Genomic DNA, 22,769 nt, shown 5'->3' on the forward strand with positions numbered 1-22,769 from the left:
CTCATGACCCTTCGAATCGAGAAACTGACCAAACAATACGGTGACACGACGGCCTTATCGGAGATCTCCTTCGAGATCTCCGACGGAACGTTTGCCGTCGTTCTGGGTGAGTCCGGCGCCGGCAAGTCCACGCTGTTGCGAATCCTCAACGGGTTGACCCAGCCGACCTCGGGGGGCGTGTATCTCGACGGCGACGAAATCACCAACTCGCGGTCGGACGTCGGGATGGTGTTCCAACAGCACAACCTCGTCGAGGAGCTGAGCGCCTACAGTAACGCCCTCACCGGAACGCTCAACCGAACCGGATTCTTCCGGAGCCTGCTCAATCGCCAGTCCGTCGAGGACCGGGAACTCGCCCTGGAGGCGTTGGAGACGGTCGGCCTGCTCGAGGAGGCGGGACAGAAAGTGAACAGCATGAGCGGCGGGCAGCAACAGCGCGTCGGGATCGCTCGCGCACTGGTACAGCGACCCAATCTCCTGCTCGCCGACGAACCCGTCGCCAGTCTGGACCCGTCGAGCGCCGAGACGGTGATGGAGTACCTCGAGGAAACGGCCGAAACGCGGAACCTCACGACCCTGGCGAGCCTCCATCAGGTCAACATCGCCCGCGAGTTCGGCGAACAGTTCATCGGTCTCAAGGACGGCGACGTGATCTTCGACGGGCCACGCGAGGAGTTGACGACCGGAGTTCTCGAGGAAATCTACGGCGATATCGAGACCGACGAACTCCGCGAAGGGACCGAGCGTACCGAAACGAACGAATCCAGGCGGAAATCGAACGCGAGTATCGGGACGCAACCATGAGTACCGACTCCGACTCCCTGGTCCAAAAGATACGCCCGGACTTTCTCGACGGTAGCCGAGAGGACTCGGCCGTCGAACGGCAACACGCCGAGCTGAAACGCACTCGGCTGCTGCGGCGCCTCTCGCAGCTGGCCATATTCGCCCTCATTGCGGTGTTGTTCGTCGGCTCGCTGGTCATGGCCGGGTTCTGGCGGGAGGCGTGGCTCGCGTACTGGCCCGAGTTCGTCGAGGCACTCGGGCAGTACTTCCCCCCGAAGCTGTACTTCGGCCTGATTCCTTTCGTCGACGTCGGCCGCTACTACCGGTTCGTGAACGAGGCCGGACTGATCGGGGAAGCCGGGATCACGCTCGCCATCGCCCTCGCGGGCACCATCATGGGCGCCCCGCTGGCGTTGCTCTTCGGCATCCTCGGCAACGAGCGTGTCACCCCGTTCCCGCTCAACTTCCTGTTCCGCGGGGTGATGAGCATCATTCGCTCGATCCCGTCGCTCGTCTGGGCGCTGATATACGTCCCGCTGGGCGGCATTTCGCCGGTGACCGCGACGCTCGCCATCGGCACGGACACTATCGGGGAACTGGGCCGGCTGCTCACCGACGAACTCGAAGAGATCGACGACGGCCCCATCGAGGGCATCAGAAGCACCGGCGCCGCCGAGCCACAGGTGATCACGTTCGGCATGATCACACAGATCGTCCGCCCGTTCATCGCCTGGGCGATGTTCATCCTCGAAAACAACGTCCGGTCCGCGGTCGGTCTCGGCATCATCGGTGCCGGTGGCCTGGGCGTGACGCTGTCCATCGAGCAACAGACGTTCCAGTTCACCAATATGATGGCGACGATCCTGTTCATCGTTCTGCTGGTCCTCTCCGTCGAGATGGTCAGCCAGCGGGTGCGGTCGTACCTCCGCGAAGGCGACGACGAGGAACGGTTGAGCTTCTATCAGCTCGTCGTCGGCTTTCCGGAACGGATGTCCGATTCGCTTCTCAAATAGGGCGCCCGTCCTCCCCGACCGGCGGTTTCGACGGACTGTGGCCGCGTGGCCGGTGCAGCCGCCTCGATCCTCGACGCCCGGAATCTCACTCACCGTAGGTTCCGAGTTCGACCAGATTCCCGTCGGGATCGCGGACGTACACCGACGTGAGCGTCCCGACGGCGCCCGCCCGTTCGACCGGGCCGGTGACGACGTCGATCCCTTCCTCGTCGAGGTGGTCGAGCACCGCCTCGATGGGCGTCTCGGTCACGATACAGAAATCGCCGCTCCCCGGCGCCGGCGTCTCGGCGACGTACGCCGCCACCCTGTGGTCGGCGGGGTGGAGGTTGATCTTCTGGTCGCCGAACTGTACGGCTGTGCGGTCGTCGCCGAACGTCACCACCTCGGCGCCGAGCGTCTCGTAGAACTCGCAGGTCCGTTCCACGTTCTCGACGGTGAGGACGAAGTGGTCGATGCCCGTCGGTGTCGGCTTGTCGGTCATCGACACTCGTACGCGGGTCCGGACCAAAAGCGTTCGAGTCGCCACGGGTCGCTCCGGCACGTAACGCTTAGGCACCGGCCCCGCGTACGCCATCCCATGAGCGAACACTCCCCGGCGCCGGTGATCAAGCGTAGCGAGGACGTCGAGTACGACCCCGTCGACGCCGCCGACGGCCTCTCGAAGGGCGTCCTCCTGAACGAGGCGGACGGAACGCCACACTTCTCGATGCGGCGGTTCACCATCGACCCGGGCGCCACGGTACCGAAACACACCAACGCGGTCGAACACGAACAGTACGTGCTGGAGGGCGAGTACGTCGTCGGCATCGACGGCGAGGAACACACGGTGTCGGCGGGCGACTCGCTGCTGATCCCCGCGGGCGTCGTCCACTGGTACCGAAACGAGGGCGACGAGACCGGCGCGTTCATCTGTGCCGTGCCGAACGGCGACGACAGTATCGAACTGGTCGACGAGTAACCCCCGGCCTCCCGGGCGGAGTCGATCCGCGAGGACCGAGTCGAACGGCTGAAATACTCGCTTCCCGTACCCGCATTCGTGTCACGGCAGGTCGGACGCGTCGAGACGCTCTTCTTCCACGAACGTGACGGCGACTTCCTGGTCGCCGTCACCCGCGACGGGGAACGGGTGTTTCGAGCGATTCTCGAACTCAAGGAGACGGACGCGGGGCCGCGCCCCGGCCGGTTCCGCATCCAGCGCGGGTCGAGCGAGGAGCCACGCGATCCGGACCAGTTCGTCGAACTCGCGCGCCGCGCCGAGCGCATCCGCATCTCCCAACAGACCTCGCCGGCGGGCCGCGAGCGCGTACAGGAGATGCTCGACGGCTACCAGCTCGAGGCCCTGACGGTCCGAACCTGCCGATACTGCGCCTCCGAGGGGCGGTACTCGCCGATCACGGACGACACCGCGATCAAGGCCGACCGGGACTACATCTGCCCCGACTGCGCGAAACGCGAACTCGACACGGAACTCGCGTACGCGGGCGGGCTGACCGGCGCGGCCGAGGACCGCCTCGAGGACCTGCTCTTGGAGGTGCAGGACCTCGACCGCATCACCAACCTCCTGCAGGGCGAACTCGACCCCGACCTGACGAAGTTCGACGAGATCGGGGCGACGGTCGACGACGTGAACCCCGTGGAGACGGCCGACCTCGACCTTCACCCGAAACTGAAGAATCAGCTCACGAACCGCTTCGAGACCCTCCTGCCCGTCCAGAGCCTCTCGGTGCGGAACGGCCTCCTCGACGGCGACGACCAGCTCGTCGTGAGCGCGACGGCGACAGGGAAGACGCTCGTGGGCGAAATCGCCGGCATCGACCGCGCGCTGAAGGGTGAGGGGAAGCTCCTCTTTCTCGTCCCGCTCGTCGCCCTCGCGAACCAGAAACAGGAGAACTTCGAGGAGCGCTACGGCGACCTGGTGGACGTGACCATCCGGGTCGGCGGCAGTCGCGTCACCGACAGCGGCGCGCGCTTCGACCCCTCGGCGGACGTGGTGGTCGGCACCTACGAGGGCATCGACCACGCGCTCCGGACGGGGAAAGACCTCGGCGACGTGGGGACCGTCGTCATCGACGAGATTCACACGCTGAAGGAGGGCGAACGCGGCCACCGCCTCGACGGGATGATCTCGCGGCTGAAACACTACTGCGAGGACCGCGCGAAGCGGTCGTCCGGCTACGGCGGCGCCCAGTGGATCTACCTCTCCGCGACGGTCGGCAACCCCGAGTGGCTGGCGAAGAACCTCCGCGCGACGCTCATCGAGTTCGAGGAACGGCCGGTCCCCATCGAGCGCCACCTCACGTTCGCGGACGCCCAGGAAAAGACGCGCATCGAGAACCGGCTGGTTCGTCGCGCGTTCGACAGCAAGTCCTCGAAAGGGTATCGCGGGCAGACGATCATCTTCACCAACTCGCGGCGGCGCTGTCACGAAATCTCCAGAAAGCTGGAGTACGACTCCGCACCGTACCACGCCGGCCTGGACTACGGCCGGCGCAAGCGCGTCGAGCGTCAGTTCGGGAACCAGGACCTCGCGGCCGTGGTGACGACGGCGGCGCTCGCGGCTGGGGTCGACTTCCCCGCCTCGCAGGTCATCTTCGATACGCTCGCTATGGGCATCGAGTGGCTGTCGGTTCAGGAGTTCGAGCAGATGCTCGGCCGGGCCGGCCGGCCGGACTACCACGATCAGGGCGTCGTCTACCTCCTCGTGGAGCCGGACTGCAGCTACCACAACAGCATGGAAATGACGGAAGACGAGGTGGCGTTCAAGCTCCTGAAGGGGGAGATGGAGGACGTCCGCACCGTCTACGACCTCTCGGCGGCCGCGGAGGAGACGCTCGCGAACATCACCGTCGCCGGCAAGGGAGCCAAACGGCTCAACGACCGGATGCTCGGCGACGTGCCGACGACGCAGGCGGTCGGCAAACTGCTGGAGTGGGACTTCATCGACGGCCTCGAACCGACGCCGCTCGGCCGCGCCGTCACCCGACACTTCCTCGCGCCGGACGACGCCTTCGCCATCCTCGACTGCATCCGGAGGGGCATGGACCCCTACGATCTGGTGGCGGAACTCGAACTCCGGGACGAAGAGGGTTAGCGAAGCGACTCCATCTTCTCGACCCACGCCTCGGGGAGCGGCCGCGACCCGCCCTCGTCGGGGTCGACGTACACCTGCGTCGTCTCGGCGGTGGCGGCCACGCGGTCCCCCGCGCGAACCTCGTAGCCGACGACGACGCTCGACTCGCCGATGGAGCGGACGCCCATCGCTATCGTCACCGTCTCGTCGTCGAGGACGACTTCGTGGCGGTAGTCGATTTCGAGGTTCACGAGGACGGTGTCGATGTCGTCGAGGCCGACGCCGAGCACGTCGGCGTAGTAGTCGACCCGCGCCTGTTCGAGATACGTCGCGTAGACGGCGTTGTTGACGTGGCCCATCGCGTCCAGGTCCCGGAACCGAACCTGCAACTCGGTCTCGTACTCGAAGTCGGTCATACCCGTTGGTGAACGACGGGGTAGTTGTGCCTACCGGAGTGGGCAACGTGTGGCCCGGTCACGGATCGCCGAGATAGAGCGGGGAGTCCGTGGCCGTACACTCGGAGCGGCCACAGACGCCCGCCTCCCGCCCGGCGCGTTCGACGCCGGCGTCGAGGCGGTGGAGTTCCCACGTCGCCTCGTGACCGGTCTCGTCACGGTGCTGCTCGATGAACGAGCGTGCCGCCCCGAGTTCGTCGAACGCCTCCCGTCGGTCACAGTCCGGGCAGGTCACCGTCGCTCGCGTCGCGGTCATCGTTCGCAATCGACGCCGGGTGGAATCTTAACGTCGTCGCTCGGCCGGTGCGGGGCGGAGGTTTATGCGCCCCACCGCCCACCGTGCGGCCATGACTTCGCCCACGACATCGACGCCTGCGGCCGTCGCCGTCGTCGGCGCGGGCACGATGGGCCACGGCCTCGCGCTCCAGTTCGCCCGCCACGGCGCCGGCGTGACCCTCGTCGACCACCGCGAGTCGAACCTCGACGACGCCCGAACCGGCGTCGACGACGCCCTCGACTTTCTCGCCGCCGAGGGGTTGCTGGAGGCCGACCCCGACGCCGTCCGTTCTCGCATCGACTACACGCTCGACACCGCGGCCGCCGTCGCCGACGCCGAACTCGTCGTCGAAACGGTATCCGAAGACCTCGCGGTGAAAGAGCAGGTGTTCGAGCAATTGGCGGCCGCCGCGCCGGAGGACGCCATCCTCGCGACCAACACGTCGAGCATCCCGATCACCGACGTGGCGGCGGCGGTGCCGGACGCCGCGGCCCGGGTGGTCGGCTGTCACTGGTGGAACCCGCCCTACCTCCTGCCGACCGTCGAGGTGGTGCGGGGGACGGCGACGAGCGACGACACCGTCGACCGGACGGCGGCGTTCGTCGAGGCGGTGAACCGGGAGCCGATCCGCGTCGAGCGCGACGTGCCGGGGTTCGTCTGGAACCGGATTCAGTTCGCCGTCCTCCGGGAGTGTACGCATCTGGTGAGCGAGGGCGTCGCCTCGCTCCCCGACGTGGAGCGAGCGGTGCGGGACGGCTACGCCCTGCGGACGGCGGTCGTCGGCCCGTTCGAGACGGCGGACCTCGCGGGGCTGGACCTGTTTCGATCCATCGCGGCGAACCTCTACCCCCACTTGAGCGACGCGGACGAGCCGGGGCCGCTGTTCGAGGAGCGACTGGCCGCGGGGCGGGGCGGCGTCGCCGACGGCGCGGGCTTTCACGAGTACGGGGCGTCGGAAGCGGCCGTCGTCCGGCGGCGCAACGAGCGGGTGGCGGCGATTCGGCGGGCGCTGGACGGCGACTAGCGCATCTCGTCGAGGGTGACGAACGCGTCGGCGTCGGCGCTCAACCAGTGGGTGAGCCGCTCGATTTCGCTCGCGTCGGCGGGGTAGAGCGTCTGCCGATCCGCGGACCCCTCGTAGGCGACGACGACGGAGCGGAGGTGGTCGGCGTCGCGGTCGGCGGCGTCTGCGTCGGGGACGAGCGGGGCGTCGTCGGGTGCGGAGGTGTTCGACATGACCCATCCATTCCTCGGTCACGACGACGTTTAGTGCCTGCTATGTTGCGTACTGGGCCGTCGATACTTCGGGGGCCGAAACCCGTGACAACATTTCACAATGTAGTCTACCCTACCATTTCGACTGGAGATCGGCGATCACCGATCACCGATCCGTGTCCGCCTTCAGCGAGAGGACGGTGCGGTCGAACGCACAGACGAGTTCGTCCCCGACGAACGCCTCGACGTGCATGGTGACGACGCCGCGTTCGCCGTCGCTGGTCTCGCGTTTGTCCGTCACCGTCGTCCGCGCGCGGAGGGTGTCGCCGATGTGGACGGGCGCCGGATGCTCGACGTCGTCGTATCCGAGGTTCGCGACGATGGTGCCGTCGGTGGTGTCGGGGATGGACAGCCCCACGGCGAGGCTCATGGTGTAGAGGCCGTTGACGACCCGCTCGCCGAACTCCGTCTCGGCCGCGAACTCGGCGTCGAGATGCAGTGGCTGCTGGTTCATCGTCATGTCGCAGAACCGCTGGTTGTCGCTCTCGGTGATCGTCCGCCGCTTGTCGTGGTCGTAGGTCTCTCCCACCTCGAACTCCTCGTAGTAGCGGCCGGTCATGGGTGGAGGAGGGAGGCCGCGGGCAAAGGGGTTGGCCCGATCACGCGAGGCGTCGACCCGCGACGCCGACGAGCCCTCGTACGGAGTATTGTAACTGTGTACCGGTGGGTCACCGGACCGTCTCGGCGACCCACCGGTACTGACTTACAGGAAACCGTATCACAGGATCGTCCCGTGTTTCTTCTCGGGTAGTTCCTTCTCCATCGACTCGTAGAACTCGAACCGCGAGACGAGTTCGTCGCGGAGCGTGCTCGGGGGGACGATTTCGTCGATCACCACCTCGCTCGCCATCCGATGCACGTCGATGTCGCGGCGGTACTCCTCGCGGAGGCGCTCCTCCTCCCGTGCGCGCTCCTCGGGGTCGTCGATGGCGGCGAGTTTGCGGGCGTAGACGGCGTTGATCGCCGCCTCCGGCCCCATGATCGCAACCTCGCCGCCGGGGAGCGCGAGCGTGGAGTCGGGGTCGTACGCCGGCCCCGACATGGCGTAGATTCCTGCACCGTAGGCCTTCCGCACGACGACACACTGCTTGGGCACCGTCGCCGACGCCGCCGCGTAGATCATCTTCTTCCCCTTCTCCAGAATCCCCTCCTTCTCCACACCCGACCCGGCCATGAAGCCCGGCGTGTCACAGAGATAGAGCAGCGGAATTCCGTAGGCGTCGCAGGTCCAGACGAACTCCGCGGCCTTCTCCGCGGAGTCGGGGAAGATGGCGCCCGCGCGGGTCGCGGGCTGGTTGGCGACGATGCCCACCGGCCGGCCGTCGAGGCGGGCGAAGGCCGTGACGATTTCGGCGCCGTACTCCGACTTCAGTTCGAGGACCGAGTCGGCGTCGACGACGCGTTCGATCAGGTCGCGCACGTCGTACCCCTTCCGGGGCGCCTCGGGAACGACCGAGTCGATGCCGTCGGGCGACTTCGCGGGCGTGACGCCCTCGGTCCGCGGCGGATCGGCGTCGGCGTTGTCGGGGAGGTAGGACAGTAGTCGGGCCGTGAGTTCGCGGGCGTGTTCCTCGTCCCGGGCCACGAGGTCGGCGCTCCCGGACTCGGCGGCGTGGACGGCGGGACCCCCCAGGTCGTCGAGGCTGATCTCCTCGCCGGTCACCATCTCGACCATCCGCGGCGAGGCGATGGCCATGGCCGACCCCTCGACCATGATCGTGAAGTCGGCGAAGATGGGGGTGTAGGCCGCACCGGCGATGCAGGGGCCGTAGAGCACGCAGATCTGTGGCACTCGCCCGGAGAGCATCGAGTGGTTGTAGTAGACTCGCCCGATCCCCTCGCGGTTGGCGAAGAAGCCGGTCTGTTGGTCGATCCGGCCGCCCGAGGAGTCCATCAGGTAGAGCGCCGGCTTGCCGTTTTGCAGCGCCCGATTCTGCATGCGGAGCAGTTTTTCCACCCCGCGCCGGGCCATCGACCCCGCCTTCACCGTGTAGTCGTTGGCCATGACGTGGACCGCCCGCCCCTCGAACGTCGCGGCGCCAGTGATCAGGCCGTCGGCGGGGAGGCGGTCGTCCGTGTCCGCGTCCGGCGCGTTCGGGTGCCACGCGTCGAAGTTGGCGAACGTCCCGTCCTCGAAGGTCAGCCCCTCGAACCACAGGTCGAGGCGGTCGCGGACGAACAGTTTCCCCGCCTCCGCCTGTCGCTCGCGGTACTTCTCCGGGCCGCCCTGCAGGATGTCCTCGATTTCGTCCCACAGAGCCGCCTCCCGGTCCGTGGGGCCGGCGTCGTCGTCGCTCGGGCGGCCGCTCACGCCACCCTCGGGCGGGTCGCCCTCGGCGAGGGGGTCGTCGCCCCCGTCGGCGTCGAACACCCGGACACGCTCGCCGAAGCGCGCGGCGAGGGCGCGCGCGATGGCTTCCGCCTCCTCGGCCGTGGGGTCGGCGACGCGAACGTCCATCAGTACGACCTCGGGAACCCCATCTCCTGGCTGATGTGGTTGTACGCCATCTGCTGGGTGACGGGCGCGAGGCGGGTGAGGTTGATCTCCCGCCACCACCGCTCGACGTCGTACTCGGTCGCGTACCCCCACCCGCCGAACGCCTGCATGGCGTGGTAGACGGCGTCGATGCCCGCCTCCACCGCCGCGGCCTTGGCGACGTTCGACTCGTATCCACACTCCCGTCCCTGATCGAACAGCCACGCCGCCTTCTGGCGCATCAGGCGTGCCGTCTCGACGTTCGTGTACGCCTGCGTGATGGGGAAGGAGACGCCCTGGTGGGTGCCGATGGGTGCGTCGAACACCTCGCGGTCGTTGGCGTAGTCGACGGCCTTCGACACGGCGAGTTCGGCGACCCCCGTCGCGCCCGCCGCGAAGCCGATGCGTTCGGGGTTGAGCGTCTCAACCAGATGCCACCAGCCTTCGTCTTCCTCGCCCAGCAAGGCCGTCTCGGGAACGCGCACGTCCTCGACGAACACCTCACACGACTTGGAGTAGTTCAGGCCGTGTTTCGGGATGGGCGACACCTCGATCCCGGGGTCGTCCATGTCGACGAGAAAGAGGCTCAGGCCCTTCGTCGGCTTCGCCACCTCCTCTTTGGGCGTCGTACGCGTGACGAGGATCAGGTCGTCGGCGCGGTCCGCGAAGGTGATCCACGCCTTCTTGCCGTTCAGGACGTACTCGTCGCCGTCGCGTTCGGCGCGGGTGCCGACGTTCAGCGTGTTCGTCCCCGCGTCGGGTTCGGTGATGGCAAAGGAGAAGATTCGGTCCCCGGTCGCCACGTCGGGCAAGTATTCCTCCTTTTGCTCGTCGGTCCCCGACTCCCGGAGGGCGATGGCGGCCATGCCCGCGGTGACGACGAGATACCACGTCCCGGCCATCCCACAGCCCTCGGCACACAGCGTCTCCATCGCGAGGCCCATCTCCTGAAGGCCCATGTCGGCGCCCTCGTACTCCTCTGGAATCAACAGGCCGTGAAAGCCCGCCTCGCCGAGTTCGTCCCAGAACTCGCCGGCGAATTCGCCGTCCGCTTCCTTCTCGCGCCAGTATTCGGGGCCGTACTCGGACGCGATGTCCGTGGCCGTCGACCGGATCAGCGCGTGTTCGGGGGGCGCGTCGAACTCCATACCTCCCTCTCCGTGGCGTGGAAACGTATACTTGCGGTCCGATGTTTTTTGAGGCGGGCACCGGGAAGGGGGCCCGTGTCCCCGAAGTCGACGCTCGCGTTCGTCGTGAGCCTGCATTTCGTCCTGTACGCCCTGCTGGTCAAACCCGCGGACGGCGGCAACCCGGCCGAGGCAATCCTGCTCGGCCTGTTCAGTGTCCTCCTCCTCGTCGCCGGGGTGGTGAACGAACTGATCGTCGTAGCCGACCCGTCGTGACGGGGGTTTTTGCGGGGGCCGACCCCACGGGCTGACATGGACGGCGACGCCGACGACGGGCGCCCCAACGACCAGTTGCGGGCCCGCGCCGCCGAGAGCCGGACGAAGCTCTGGTTCTATCTGGAGGCCGACCGCCGTCTCGTCGTCGCCGGCCTCGTCGGCGCGGTGTTGCTCGCCCTGTTGGTCGTCGGCTTCCTCCTCCCGGGCGCGGCGACGAAACTCCGCGGCACGGACGCCGTGGAGACCCTCTTTCAAGGGTTTCTCACCGCAACCATCACCGGCGTGACCCTGGTGTTGACGCTCAACCAGCTCGTCCTCTCGCAGGAGCTCGGCGCCGTCGGTGACCAGCGCGAGCGGATGGTCGGCGCTCTCGAATTCCGCGAGGACGCCGCGGACCTCGTCGAGGCACCGGTCAGTCCCGCCCGCCCCTCACAGTTCCTGCGTGCGCTCGTCCAGATGGCCGGCCGGCACGCCCGTGACCTCCGCGACGCCGTGGCCGAGGAACACTCGGCCCACGCCGCCGTCGACGACCTCACGGGGAGCCTGACCGACAACGCCGAGGCGGTCGCGTCCGATCTCGACGGCGCACAGTTCGGCGAGTTCGACGTCCTCTCGGCGGCGCTGAACTTCAACTACTCGTGGAAGATATTCGCGGCCCAACGCATCCGCGAGACGGAGACTCTCGACGACGACGCCGAGGCGGCACTCGACTCGCTGGTCGACACGCTCGAACTCTTCGGCCCCGCGCGCGAGCACTTCAAGACGCTCTACTTCCAGTGGGAGCTGATCAACCTGTCGCGGGGCATCCTCACGGCGGCGCTGCCCGCCCTCCTCGTCGCCGTCGGGATGATCGCCTTCTTCGATCCCGCCGGCGACGTCAGTCGGACGGTCGGTATCGTCCCCGTCGTCGCCGTCACGTCGACGGTGTCCGTCCTCCCCTTTCTGGTCTTGCTGGCCTACGTCCTGCGGATCGCGACGGTGACGAAACACACCCTCTCCATCGGCCCGTTCATCCTGCGCGAGACGGAGCAGGTCGAGGAAGTGGAGTGGGACGACGGCGAGTCCCGTTAGCCTTTAGCCATCGGCCGTATAAGCCCGCGCAATGACTGCGCAGGCGCTCCAGCAACGTGATCTCGCGGTCGTCATCGGGCTGGAGGTTCACGTCCAGCTCGAGACCGACACGAAGATCTTCTGTGGCTGTTCGACCGAGGCGGCCGACGACGAGGAGCCGAACACCCGGACCTGCCCCGTCTGTCTGGGCCTTCCCGGGGCGCTCCCCGTCCTCAACGAGGCGGCCGTCGAGGCCGCCGTCAAGATCGGCAAGGCCCTCGACGCCGACGTCGCCGAGGAGACCCGCTTCCACCGGAAGAACTACTACTACCCCGACCTGCCGAAGAACTTCCAGATCACGCAGTACGACGCGCCGATCTGTGCCGACGGCACGCTGGAGGTGAGCGTCGAGGGCGACCGCCGCGACATCGGTATCGGCCGCGCCCACCTCGAGGAAGACCCCGGGAGCCTCCAGCACGAGGGTGGCAACATCGAGACGGCGTCGCACACCCTCGTCGACTACAACCGCGCGGGCACGCCGCTGATGGAGATCGTCACCGATCCCGACTTCCGCGGGCCGGGCGAGGTGCGGGCGTTTCTCGCCAAACTGGAGGAGGTGCTGGAGTATCTGGCCGTCTTCGACGCCTCGCGGGACGGCAGCCTCCGCATCGACGCCAACATCTCGCTGGTCCCCGCAGACGAGATGGACGCGGACGGCGTCGTCGACGAGGCGACGCTCGCAGACGCCAACCGGACGGAAGTGAAGAACATCTCCAGTCACAAGGGGGCGGAGAAGGCGCTGGCCTACGAGGTGACCCGACAGAAAAACGCCGTGAAGCGCGGCCGCGAAGTCGAACAGGAGACGCGCCATTGGGACGAGAGCCGGGGCATCACCGTCTCCATGCGCTCGAAAGAGGAGGAGAAGGACTACCGCTACTTCCGCGAGGCGGACCTCCCGCCCCTACAGGTGGCCGACTGGAAGGATCGCATCCCCATCCCCGAACTCCCCGACGCCCGACGCGAACGCTTCCGCGAGGCGTACGGTCTCGACGCCGAGGCGGCGTCGAAGCTCACCTCGACGAAGGAGGTGGCGGACTTCTTCGAGGACGTGGCCGACCGCTTCGATCCCGACATAGCGGCGACGTGGGTGGCCGACGACCTGCTGGGCGAACTCAACTACCGCGACATGCAGGTTACGGACGTCGAGGGGCGACTCGACGAGTTCGCGCGCCTGATCGAACTCGTCGACGGCGACGAGATCACCGAGAAAAACGCCCGCGAGGTGGTGCTCCGGACGATGCTCGACGAGGGCCTGGCGCCCGACGACGTCGTCGAGCGCGAAGGGTTAGGGAAGGCGGGCGACGACGCCGTCGCCGCCGCCGTCGAGGAAGCCATCGAGGAGAACCCCGACGCCGTCGAGGACTACCACGCCGGCGAGGGCGGCGCCCTCAACTTCCTCGTCGGACAGGTGATGAGCAAGACGGGCGGGAGCGCCGACCCCGGCACCGTCAACGGCCTGCTTCGCGAGCGACTCGACGACTGAGACGGTCCGCCGTCGATGGAGGACACGCCGGCGCCGACCCGACTGCCACCCGCTATCGGCATCGCGTAGCCGACGGTCACCGCTCCGACCGCGTTAGTGAGCGTGGTATTTATTACCACACAGACGTTCAATGCCTTTGACACGTGTGGTATGACAACAAACAACTCGAACGACGGCGTCTCGCGGCGGACGTTCCTGCAGGGGACAGGGAGCGTCGCCGCCGCGGCCGCAGTCGCGGGGTGTGGCGGACGGGCGGATTCGGACCCGACGGCGGGGACTGACGGCGAGGGGGCGGGCCGGGGCGAGCCGGTTCCGGACGCGACGCTCAACCTCATCAATTCGACGATCACGACGCTCGATCCCGTGGCGGCGACCGACACGGCGTCGGGGGCCATCATCGAGAACGTCTTCGACGGCCTGATGAACTACCCGAACGGGGTCGCGGCGGTCGAGTCGTTGTTGGCGACCGACTACGAAACCTCGGATGATTTCACGACGTACACGTTCTCGCTCGCGGACGCGCAGTTCCACAACGGCGACGCGGTCACGGCACAGGACTTCGTCTACTCCTTGTACCGGCTGGCGTTTTCCGACAACAGCCGACGAACGCGGTTCATCCTCGACTCGCTGGGCGTCACGCGGCCCGCGGAGGGAGAACTCGGCGTCCGCGCCGTCGACGACGAGACGCTCGAGATCCAGCTGCAGGAGCCGTTCCACGCCGTCCTCGAGATGCTGGCGTACTCCTCGTTCGCCGCGGTTCCCGAGGGCATCGTCGGCGACGTCGAGGGGTACGAGGGCGAGATGGCGTACGAAACCTTCGCACAGAGCGACCCGATCGGAGCGGGGCCGTACGAGTTCGAAGACTGGACGCAGGGGACTAGCGCGGACATCACGCGGTTCGACGACTACCACGGCGGTGACGTCTCGAACGGGGGCGTCCACTGGGACGTCATCGAGGACGATCAGGCGGCGTACAACCACGCGATGAATCGGAACGCCGACGTGTTCGGTCTCCCGACCGCGCAGTACGACCCCGCCAAGGTGAGCGTCGAGCGAACCGACGACCGGGGGCGCGAACACGGCACCTACGGCGACCTGCGCAACGGGCTGACGGCGAACTATCTGGCCGTCCCGGAGATTTCGGTGTTTTACGTCGGCTTCAACACCGCCGTCGTCCCGAAGCCGGTCCGGCAGGCGTTCGCGTACGCGACCGACCAGCACCTGCTCGTCGACGAGGTGTTCAAAGGGCGCGGCGAGCCGGCGTATCACTTCACGCCGCCGAGCATCTATCCCGGCGGCGCGGAGGCGTACGCCGACCACGCGCGCAACGCCTATCCGTACGGGTACGACGAGAGCCGCCTCGACATGGCCACGCAGATCATGGAGGACGCGGGCTACGGTCCGGACAACCAGTTCCGGATCGAGTGGACGCAGTACGAGTCCGACACCTGGCGGCGGATGGCCCAGATTCTACGCGATCAGTTGGCGAGCGCCCACATCGAGATGGAGATTCAACAGGCGCCGTTCTCGACGCTGACGGAGCGGGGCCGCAACGGGAACCTGGAGGCGTTCACGCTGGGCTGGATCGCCGACTGGCCGGCGCCGGACAACTTCTTGCAGCTGCTCAACCCACCCCAGACCGACACCTCGATGGACGCTCCCATCTCGTTTATCAACTGGAGCGCCGACACCGGCGACGCCGCCGGCCGCGCGACCGACGCCTACGGAACCATCGAAGACAATCCCGAACCGACCGACGCCGCACAGCAAGCCCGCGAGCGGGCGTACGTCGAGATAGAGGAAGCCAACTGGGAGGACGTCGGCATGCTCAACATCTACCACTCGCTCGGCGAACGGTTCTGGTACGACTGGGTCGACATCGACCCCGACGGGGGGATGGGTGGCTCGCGGCAGAAACTCGACGACGTGAGGATCTTCGCCCATGAGTGACGCCGGCACCACCGCGCTTCGAGCGGCGACGACCGGAGACGCCGACCGGGACGCGAGACGACCGCCCCCGCACACGGGACACAACCCGAGGGTCCAGCGGTGAGCCGCTGGCGTTACTTCGCACAGCGGGTGGTGCTGGCCGTCCCGGTCGTGTTCCTGGGGACGACCGTCGCCTTCCTCATCGTTCGGTTGGGACCGATCGATCCCGCGGCGGCCATCCTCGGTGCCCAGCAGATCGGGTCCCCGGAGTACTACCAGCTCCGCGAACAGCTCGGCCTCACGCAGCCGCTGTGGGAACAGTACACCGACTTCATGTGGCGGATGGTCACCTTCCAGCTCGGGCGCTCGTGGGTGATCAGTCCCGGCACGCGCGTCAACGACCTCATCGCCGTCTACGCCCCGCGGACGATCTGGTTGGGTCTTTGGTCCGTGTTGATCGCGCTCTGTATCGGTATCCCGCTCGGGTTCTACGCGGGGCTCAACCCCAACACGTTCGGGGACTACTTCGCCTCCTTCGGCGGAATCGTCTGGCGTGCCATGCCCAACTTCTGGCTCGCGGTCATCCTCGTCACCCTCCTCTCTCAGTCCCAGTCGCTGTTCGGGATCGACTGGGAGGGGCTGTGGGTGTCGACACAGGTCGTGACGCCGCCGGATCTGAGCGTCTTCGCCGAGCCGACGACGCTCGTCACGACGCCGGGCGAGGCGTGGCTGCAGGTCGCCGTCGCGGTCAAGCAGATCGCCCCCGCCGCGCTGGTTCTCGGGTCGGCATCGATGGGCAACGAGATGCGCATCGGTCGGACCGCCGTCCTCGAGATCATCAACGCCGACTACATCGAGGCCGCGCGGGCGAAGGGCGTCTCCGGTCGCCGACTGGTCTGGAAGCACGTCTTCAGGAACGCCCTCATTCCGCTCGTGCCGATCATCACGGCCGAGGCGTTCCTACTCGTCGGCGGGTCCGTGCTGGTCGAAACCGTCTTCGCGATCAACGGCCTCGGTTCCCTGTTCTTCCAAGCCGCCGTCCAGGGCGACCTGCCGCTCGTGATCTCGCTCATGTACATCTTCATCCTCCTGCTCGTCGCCGCGAACATCCTGCAGGACTTCCTCTACACGCTGATCGATCCGCGCGTGGGATACGAACGACGGTGAGACGATGCACGACGGGACATCACCGACGAAATCGGACGACGGCCGCTCGGCGCACGGCCCAGCGGGTGGAACGTCGCTCGTCGAGCGCGTCGCGTCGACGCCCACGCCCGCGGCACTGTGGGCCGTCGGCCTGTTGCTCCTAGTCGGCGTCGAGTTCGGCGCCGTCCTGCAGGCTGGCACCGCGCTCCTCGCGGGGCTCGGGCGGGCACTGTCCGTCCTCTCCCCCGAGACGGTCGAGGGGCTCCGGACGGCCGCCGAGTCGGTGCCGACCCTCCTCTCGCGCGAGACGGTGCCGAATCAGGGCTGGCGGCGTGGGCCGGACGGTCCCTGGCGGGCGACGTTCGCCGGCCTCGAACCCAAGGTCGCCTGGCTCGTCCGCGTGGCGCTCGTCTACGCCTACGCTTTCGCGTTCCTGGCGTGGCTCTGGCTGGGGTATCGCCGCTACCGGACTCACTACCGGCTCGCCGACTGGACGCCGCGTGACGACGTGATCGACCGACTGCGCGGCCACCGCTGGGGCCAGTTCGGCTTCGTCGTCGTGTTCGTGTTCGTCGTCATGGCGCTTTTCGCGCCGGCCTTGGGACCGACCACCGTCGACCGGAACGTCCTCAACCCCTACGACCACGAGATCAGATACTACGACGCGGGGACGGGCGAAGTCGACACGATCACCGTTGGGAACGCCAACCTCCAGTCGGGATCGGAGGGTGCGGGCCAGAACGTGGGGCCGTGGACCTACGACGCGTACGGCCGGTTCCACCCGTTCGGCACGCTCCCGAGCGGCAAGGACCTGTTCACTTTCCTGGCCGAGGGGGCGCGCATCTCCCTGAGCATCGGCGTCGCGTCGATGCTCGTCTCCGGCGTCTTCGGCTTGGCGATGGCGACCCTCACCGCCTATTACAAGGGCTTGACCGACTTGCTGGTCGTCCTCACCAGCGACTCGATCAAGTCACTCCCACTGTTGATGGTCCTCATCCTCGTCGTCGTGGTGTTTCAGGGCACGTGGCTCGCGGAGTTCTACGACGGCGCCGTCCTGTTGACGGCGGTGCTGGCGCTCGTCAACTGGCCGTATCTCTGGCGGGCGGTTCGGGGGCCCGCGTTGCAGGTCGCGGAAGCGACGTGGATCGACGCGGCCCGGAGTTTCGGCCAATCGCCCGCGGTCATCATGCGCAAACACATGGCGCCGTACGTCGTCGGGTACATGATGGTGTACACGTCGATGAGCCTGGGCGGAGTCATCATCGCCGTCGCCGGCCTCTCCTTTCTCGGTCTCGGGATCACCCCCCCGACGCCGGAGTGGGGTCGCGCCGTCAGCGTCGGCCAGCCGTACGTGGCGACCGCCTCGTGGCACATCTCGCTCCTGCCGGGCATCCTCATCACCCTCGTGGTGACCGGCTTCAACGCGCTCGGCGACGGCATCCGCGACGCCATCGACCCGGAGAGCGAGGGCGGGTCGGGGGTCGAGGGCGCGGCGGCCGGTGGAGGTGGCGCGTGACCGACACCCCGGCGGACGCGGCGAACGCCCGCCACCGCGACGACCCCATCCTTGCCGTGGAGAACCTTCGGACGACTTTCGAGACCGACAAGGAGACGATCAGGGCGGTCGACGGGATCGACCTCGACGTCTATCCGGGCGAGACGGTCGGGCTGGTCGGCGAATCCGGGTCGGGCAAGAGCGTGACCGCCCGCTCGATCATGGGACTGATCGACGCGCCGGGACGGATCGATCCCGACAGCAGCATTCGGTTCGACGGCGAGGAGTTGACCGGGCGGTCCGAGGCGGAGTGGAGCGCGGTTCGCGGGAGCGGGATCGCGATGGTGTTTCAGGACCCCCTCTCGCGGCTCAACCCGGTGTACACCGTCGGCAACCAGATCACGGAGTCCCTGCGACTCCACCAGGGACTCCGCGGCGCGGCGGCGACGGCGGAAGCGATCGAGTTGCTGGAGGCCGTCGGCATCGCCGACGCGCCGCGCCGACTCGACGAACACCCCCACGAGTTCTCGGGCGGGATGCGCCAGCGCGCGGTGATCGCCATGGCGCTCGCCTGCGACCCCGAGGTGTTGATCGCGGACGAACCGACGACGGCGCTGGACGTGACCACCCAGGCACAGATCCTCGAGCTCCTCGAGCGACTGCAGGCCGCGCGTGATCTGGCGATCCTGTGTATCACACACGACATGGGCGTGATCGCGGAGGTCTGCGACCGGGTGAACGTGATGTACGCCGGCGAAATCGTCGAGACGGTGGCCGTCGAGGAGCTGTTCGCCGCGCCGGCACATCCGTACACGCGGTGGTTGCTGGCGAGCGTCCCGAGTGCGCAGTCGCCGACGCGGCGCCTGCGGACCATCGAGGGCGAGGTGCCGACGCCGACCGACGCCCCGACCGCGTGCCGGTTCGCGCCCCGCTGTCCGCAGGCGTTCGAGGACTGCGAACGGAGTCATCCACCGTCGGTGAACGTGTCCCCGACCGACCCGGATCACACGGTCGCCTGCCTGCTGTATCCCGAGGACCGCGACGCCGACGCCGCGAGCGAGACGGGACGGGACGGTCTCCCCGACGACCCGGATCGGCGCGGGGCCGAGGCCGCGGTGACCGGCCGGCGGTCGTCGGTAGCCACGGACGCCGACGGCCGGCGTCGGTCGGATCCCGCGGACCAGACGCTCGTCGAGGTACGCGACCTCGAGACGCATTACGAGGCCGGTGCGACCCTCTTCGAGACGCCGCCGGTCAAGGCGGTCGACGGGGTGAGCTTCGACATCCGACGCGGGGAGACGCTCGGACTCGTTGGGGAGTCGGGCTGTGGAAAGACCACGCTCGGGCGCACGCTCCTCGGCCTGGAGCGGGCGACGGGCGGCACCGTCCGGTACGGCGGCCAAGACGTGACCGAGATGACGGCAGCGCAGCGACAGCGGTGGCGGCGCAACGTCGGCATGGTGTTCCAAGACCCCGAATCCAGCCTCAACGAGCGGCTGACGGTCGGCGAAATCGTCCGCGAACCGCTGGACGTCCACGACTGGGAGACGCCACGGCGCCGGCGGGGGCGGGTTCGCGATCTGCTGGACACCGTCGGTCTCCAGCCGGAACATTACCACCGCTACCCACACCAGTTCTCGGGCGGGCAACGGCAACGAATCGCCATCGCGAGGGCGCTGGCGCTGAACCCCGAGTTCCTCGTCCTCGACGAACCCGTCTCGGCACTCGACGTCTCCGTCCAGGCGCAGGTGCTCAACCTCCTCGAAGACCTGCAGGCGGAGTACGGGCTCACGTACCTGCTTATCGCCCACGACCTCTCGGTCGTGCGCCATGTCTGTGATCGAGTCGCAGTGATGTATCTCGGCACCCTCCTCGAACGCGGCGACACCGCGGCGCTGTTCGAGGAGCCGGCGAACCCGTACACCATCTCGCTGCTGTCTGCGGTGCCGACGGCCGAGCCGACGGGATCGACGGCGGAGACGGATCGGATCACGCTTCGTGGCGAGCCGCCGACGCCGCGGGATCCGCCGTCCGGCTGTCCGTTCAGCACACGCTGTCCCATGAAGATCAGACCGCCCGCGTTCGAGGACCTCGACGACGACCTCTTCGAGCGGATCGAGACGCTTCGGACGGTCCTCCGGGAGCGGGCGCGGGCCGATCGGTCGCTGACCGATCGGGTCGCGGCGCTACTCGGTCGGGACGCCACGGACGCCGACGCCGCGGAGCTTCGGCGCGACCTGTTCGGCGACGTCACGCTTCCCCCGACGGCGCAAGGCCCGGTGGACGAGGCGCTGGCGAAACTGGACGCGGGCGAACTTGGGGCTGCACAGCGGGTCCTGGCCGACGCGTTCGACAGCGACTGCGACACCGTGATGCCCGACGCCCACCGGACCGGACCGGCCGACCGCACGAGCTGGTGTCACCGTCACCGCGAGGCCGAGACCGATCCCCGCTCGGCGGTCGACCGCGCGCGATACGCCCAAGATTCCGACAATCAATCAGACCAATGACACGAATCGCCCCCGCTCGCCCGTGGGTCGCCGTCCCGTTCCGGCCAGTCACCCGCGCCCGCTCGCGACGGTCGGTATGACGCCGCGTTCGGCGAGACGGTGGGGTCGGCGGCTGCTGGATCTCGTCGGCTACGCGGCCGGGCTGTTCGTCGCGGCGGTTTCGCTGATCGCGCCGGTGAGTGTGGCGACCGGGAGCGGCCTAGTCGGTGTCAAGGTCGGCCTGTTTCTCGCCGGCGTCGCCTGTGTCGGCTACGCGACCGTCCTCTGGTGGCCGTCACGGTCGGAGTCGGATCCCGCCGCGACGCCGAGCCGATCCGGCCGCGATGGACGGCCGACGGGGTTCGAGGCCCTGCTAGATCGCGTTCCGCCCTGGCGGTGGCTCCGCGTCGATCCCCACGGCCGGTTCCACCCCGGAACCAAACTGTACGCCGCCGCCGCGTTGCTGTTCGGCGCCTCCTTCCTGCTGGAGGCAGTGTTCGGCGTCGGGGTCTGACGCGATCGGCGTCCCCGTTTCGAGATGGTGGTGGCGAAATCGGTAGCCGCGTCCAGCCGACGGCACGAGTATCGTGAGGTGATGTCATCACGATGACTTTTGATCGTGCGGTCCGTAGGCCAGACTATGCCGACGGCCGGCGACGACGACGGCGCCGAGCGTCTCGCGGCGCACGCGGCGGGGAACAAGCGGGCGTGGCAGGCGACCCTCGACGACGTGGACGAGCTGGCGGCCGGCCGGGCGACCGACGGGTGGGAGGTGGTGACGGTCGTGGCGGGACAGACGGCGCCCCGGCCCCGCGAGACCGGCGGCACCGACCGGTACGGACTCGTCCACGTCGTCTCCAAGAGCGACGCCGACTCGTTCGCGACGGCGTACGAGCGCGGTGAGTACCCGCGATACGACGTCTACCGGGCAACGACCGACACGCGACTCTTTCTCGTGACCGAGTGTCTCGACCCGGGAAGCCGGACCGCCATCCTCGTCGCCGGGAGCGTTCGACGGGACGACGCTCGGGCACTCGCCCGAACCGCCGCCCGGACCGGGCGGATGTACACCCACGTTCGGACGCTGGACGGGACGCACCTGGGATCGTTCGAACACGCGACCCCCGAGAAGTTCTTCCCGGTGACTGACCGGGGATCGCAGTCGAGCGGCGAGGACTGCCGGTAATAATCGTAACTGCTCACCGGTGGTCCGCCGTCGCGGTCGGGCGACCCAGCGGTACCGACTGACGATGATCACTACGACGGCGCGCCACTCGATGCCGCCGCCGTGGACCGTCGTCCGCCCACCCGTCCCATCAGCGACCCAGCACCGGCTCTTTGAGCGCGACGACTTCGCTCATGATGGCCTCGACGTGTTCCTCCGGGACCCCGTTCTTCTCCAGCGCTTCCTGCAGGTAGCGCCCGACCAGGTCGAAATGGTCCTCCTCGATCCCCAGATGTGCGTGTGCCTCGCGCATGTTCGCCCCCGAGTATTCGACGGGGCCGCCGGCGACGGCGCTGATGAACTGCACCTGATGGGAGCGGAGTTCGTCCATATCCATGCCGTCGAAGTACGGTTCGAGTCGCTCGTCGGCGAGCACTCGCTCGTAGAAGTCGTCGACCACCGATTCGACTGCGTCTCGACCACCGATATCCCGATAGATCGTCTGCGACATTGCGTCGCGGGATGATCGACACGGCGTGGGCATACGGCCGTCGCCTAGGATGCTCGGTCCTATTTACGTTCGTGTGGTCGAATCACACGGCCGAGCGGGGACGATCTGATCGAACAGTTTCGTCTGTGCGGTCGACAGGTGTTCGACGAACGTGGAGACGGCGATGCCGAGTTCGCCGGCCACGGCGTCGGCCGTCGCACGCTTCGGCGAGTCGAAGTAGCCCATCTCGTGGGCGGTTTCGAGCACCTCGAACTGCCGGTCGGTGAAGGCGCTCCGGTCGGCGACGAGGAGCGTCCGGTCCTCGTCGCCGGACCGCACCAGCCGCCGCACCGTACGTCGGCACAGCACGCTCGGAGCGCCGCCGTGACGGTGCGGAGCGTCTCGCGGTCGGGCACGATGAGGGTGAGACGGAGACGACCGCCCTCGGCCCGAATCTCCCGGACCGGACAGCCGTGGTTCGGCACGCGCGAGCACGGACACTCGTCGTCGTGGCTGAACCGGTACACCGACCGCGACCCGTCCGCGAACACTTCCTCGGCGTCGTCGACCGTCGCCCCCGCGTCCGTCCCCTCGACGGTCACCTCGCCGACGATGCCCGCCCCCCCGGTCGACCGCCACCGACTCCACCGTCCCCGCCTCGCTCAGCGCCGCCGCCGGACAGCCGGCCCCGTGGAGTTCGAACTGGGCGT

Annotated in this window: 23 protein-coding genes and 1 pseudogene; 14 read left to right on the forward strand and 10 right to left on the reverse strand. The window is 67.9% G+C overall.

The features are described from left to right. Positions 1–3 precede the first annotated feature (3 nt). Together phnC and phnE are read left to right on the forward strand one after the other, a co-directional pair. Positions 4–804 carry a phosphonate ABC transporter ATP-binding protein gene (gene phnC, locus DU484_RS06655; protein ID WP_114605455.1) on the forward strand — a complete coding sequence of 267 codons (801 nt, stop codon included), beginning with the start codon at positions 4–6 and terminating at the stop codon, positions 802–804. Further along, entirely contained in the window at positions 801–1,796 is a 996-nt protein-coding gene (gene phnE, locus DU484_RS06660) for a phosphonate ABC transporter, permease protein PhnE (RefSeq protein ID WP_114605456.1), read from the forward strand. The genes phnC and phnE overlap by 4 nt, the downstream gene beginning before the upstream one ends. An 85-nt stretch (positions 1,797–1,881) precedes the next feature. Here the strand turns inward: phnE and DU484_RS06665 are convergent, their stop codons facing one another. Further along, positions 1,882–2,277 carry a VOC family protein gene (locus DU484_RS06665; protein WP_114605457.1) on the reverse strand — a complete coding sequence of 132 codons (396 nt, stop codon included), beginning with the start codon at positions 2,275–2,277 and terminating at the stop codon, positions 1,882–1,884. Between the two features lie 96 nt (positions 2,278–2,373). Between DU484_RS06665 and DU484_RS06670 the strand changes: the two genes are divergently transcribed. Then, entirely contained in the window at positions 2,374–2,754 is a 381-nt protein-coding gene (locus DU484_RS06670; RefSeq protein ID WP_114605458.1) for a cupin domain-containing protein, read from the forward strand. Positions 2,755–2,832: 78 nt separating this feature from the next. Then, positions 2,833–4,887, forward strand: coding sequence for a DEAD/DEAH box helicase (locus tag DU484_RS06675; protein WP_114585340.1), 2,055 nt, complete (start codon positions 2,833–2,835; stop codon positions 4,885–4,887). Here DU484_RS06675 and DU484_RS06680 read toward each other — a convergent pair. Both DU484_RS06680 and DU484_RS06685 read right to left on the reverse strand, forming a co-directional pair. Then, a complete protein-coding gene (locus DU484_RS06680) occupies positions 4,884–5,282 on the reverse strand; it encodes an acyl-CoA thioesterase (RefSeq protein ID WP_114585341.1) in 399 nt (132 codons plus the stop codon). The genes DU484_RS06675 and DU484_RS06680 overlap by 4 nt on opposite strands. Before the next feature lie 58 nt (positions 5,283–5,340). Next, complete coding sequence (locus tag DU484_RS06685; protein ID WP_114605459.1) at positions 5,341–5,577, reverse strand: DUF7542 family protein; 237 nt, start codon at positions 5,575–5,577, stop codon at positions 5,341–5,343. Between the two features lie 91 nt (positions 5,578–5,668). On the opposite strand from DU484_RS06685, the gene DU484_RS06690 reads away from it, so the two are divergent. After that, positions 5,669–6,622: a 3-hydroxyacyl-CoA dehydrogenase family protein gene (locus tag DU484_RS06690; protein WP_114585343.1), complete on the forward strand. Its 954-nt coding sequence runs from the start codon at positions 5,669–5,671 to the stop codon at positions 6,620–6,622. Here the strand turns inward: DU484_RS06690 and DU484_RS06695 are convergent. From DU484_RS06695 to DU484_RS06710, 4 genes are all read right to left on the reverse strand, one after another. Continuing rightward, on the reverse strand, positions 6,619–6,834 hold the full coding sequence (locus DU484_RS06695) for a DUF7511 domain-containing protein (protein WP_114585344.1): 216 nt from the start codon (positions 6,832–6,834) through the stop codon (positions 6,619–6,621). The genes DU484_RS06690 and DU484_RS06695 overlap by 4 nt on opposite strands. A gap of 145 nt (positions 6,835–6,979) precedes the next feature. Further along, positions 6,980–7,432: a MaoC family dehydratase gene (locus DU484_RS06700; protein ID WP_114605460.1), complete on the reverse strand. Its 453-nt coding sequence runs from the start codon at positions 7,430–7,432 to the stop codon at positions 6,980–6,982. 159 nt (positions 7,433–7,591) lie between these two features. After that, positions 7,592–9,331: an acyl-CoA carboxylase subunit beta gene (locus DU484_RS06705; protein ID WP_114585346.1), complete on the reverse strand. Its 1,740-nt coding sequence runs from the start codon at positions 9,329–9,331 to the stop codon at positions 7,592–7,594. Beyond that, positions 9,331–10,497 (reverse strand): acyl-CoA dehydrogenase family protein, encoded by a 1,167-nt coding sequence (locus tag DU484_RS06710; RefSeq protein ID WP_114605461.1) that lies wholly within the window; start codon positions 10,495–10,497, stop codon positions 9,331–9,333. The genes DU484_RS06705 and DU484_RS06710 overlap by 1 nt, the downstream gene beginning before the upstream one ends. A gap of 75 nt (positions 10,498–10,572) precedes the next feature. Between DU484_RS06710 and DU484_RS06715 the strand changes: the two genes are divergently transcribed. The 9 genes from DU484_RS06715 to DU484_RS06755 all read left to right on the forward strand — a co-directional run bounded on the left by DU484_RS06715 (position 10,573) and on the right by DU484_RS06755 (position 21,590). Next, on the forward strand, positions 10,573–10,752 hold the full coding sequence (locus tag DU484_RS06715; protein ID WP_114605462.1) for a hypothetical protein: 180 nt from the start codon (positions 10,573–10,575) through the stop codon (positions 10,750–10,752). 36 nt (positions 10,753–10,788) lie between these two features. After that, complete coding sequence (locus tag DU484_RS06720) at positions 10,789–11,823, forward strand: hypothetical protein (RefSeq protein WP_114605463.1); 1,035 nt, start codon at positions 10,789–10,791, stop codon at positions 11,821–11,823. Between the two features lie 31 nt (positions 11,824–11,854). Continuing rightward, entirely contained in the window at positions 11,855–13,345 is a 1,491-nt protein-coding gene (gene gatB, locus DU484_RS06725; RefSeq protein ID WP_114605464.1) for an Asp-tRNA(Asn)/Glu-tRNA(Gln) amidotransferase subunit GatB, read from the forward strand. A gap of 150 nt (positions 13,346–13,495) precedes the next feature. Then, positions 13,496–15,295 carry an ABC transporter substrate-binding protein gene (locus DU484_RS06730; protein ID WP_114585351.1) on the forward strand — a complete coding sequence of 600 codons (1,800 nt, stop codon included), beginning with the start codon at positions 13,496–13,498 and terminating at the stop codon, positions 15,293–15,295. Positions 15,296–15,394: 99 nt separating this feature from the next. Further along, positions 15,395–16,441, forward strand: a complete 1,047-nt coding sequence (locus tag DU484_RS06735) for an ABC transporter permease (protein WP_114585352.1) — start codon at positions 15,395–15,397, stop codon at positions 16,439–16,441. A gap of 4 nt (positions 16,442–16,445) precedes the next feature. Then, positions 16,446–17,936, forward strand: coding sequence for an ABC transporter permease (locus tag DU484_RS06740; RefSeq protein ID WP_114585353.1), 1,491 nt, complete (start codon positions 16,446–16,448; stop codon positions 17,934–17,936). Continuing rightward, the gene (locus tag DU484_RS06745) at positions 17,933–20,425 is read left to right on the forward strand and encodes an ABC transporter ATP-binding protein (RefSeq protein WP_114605465.1); all 2,493 of its coding nucleotides are present in this window, start codon (positions 17,933–17,935) and stop codon (positions 20,423–20,425) included. The genes DU484_RS06740 and DU484_RS06745 overlap by 4 nt, the downstream gene beginning before the upstream one ends. Positions 20,426–20,501: 76 nt before the next feature. Beyond that, the gene (locus DU484_RS06750) at positions 20,502–20,918 is read left to right on the forward strand and encodes a DUF7555 family protein (protein ID WP_114605466.1); all 417 of its coding nucleotides are present in this window, start codon (positions 20,502–20,504) and stop codon (positions 20,916–20,918) included. Positions 20,919–21,044: 126 nt separating this feature from the next. Then, positions 21,045–21,590, forward strand: a complete 546-nt coding sequence (locus DU484_RS06755; protein WP_114605467.1) for a DUF7529 family protein — start codon at positions 21,045–21,047, stop codon at positions 21,588–21,590. A gap of 130 nt (positions 21,591–21,720) precedes the next feature. On the opposite strand, the gene DU484_RS06760 is transcribed toward DU484_RS06755, so the two are convergent. The 3 genes and pseudogenes from DU484_RS06760 to DU484_RS20695 form a co-directional block, all read right to left on the reverse strand. Beyond that, positions 21,721–22,080: a group I truncated hemoglobin gene (locus tag DU484_RS06760; protein ID WP_114605468.1), complete on the reverse strand. Its 360-nt coding sequence runs from the start codon at positions 22,078–22,080 to the stop codon at positions 21,721–21,723. 63 nt (positions 22,081–22,143) lie between these two features. Further along, positions 22,144–22,410, reverse strand: a complete 267-nt coding sequence (locus DU484_RS20120; protein ID WP_222844884.1) for a helix-turn-helix domain-containing protein — start codon at positions 22,408–22,410, stop codon at positions 22,144–22,146. Positions 22,411–22,469: 59 nt separating this feature from the next. Beyond that, positions 22,470–22,661: pseudogene (locus DU484_RS20695) on the reverse strand (helix-turn-helix domain-containing protein); the annotation flags it as partial. Positions 22,662–22,769 lie beyond the last annotated feature (108 nt).

Source organism: Haloplanus rubicundus (genome assembly GCF_003342675.1).
In the GTDB taxonomy this organism is placed as follows: Archaea; Halobacteriota; Halobacteria; order Halobacteriales; family Haloferacaceae; genus Haloplanus; species Haloplanus rubicundus.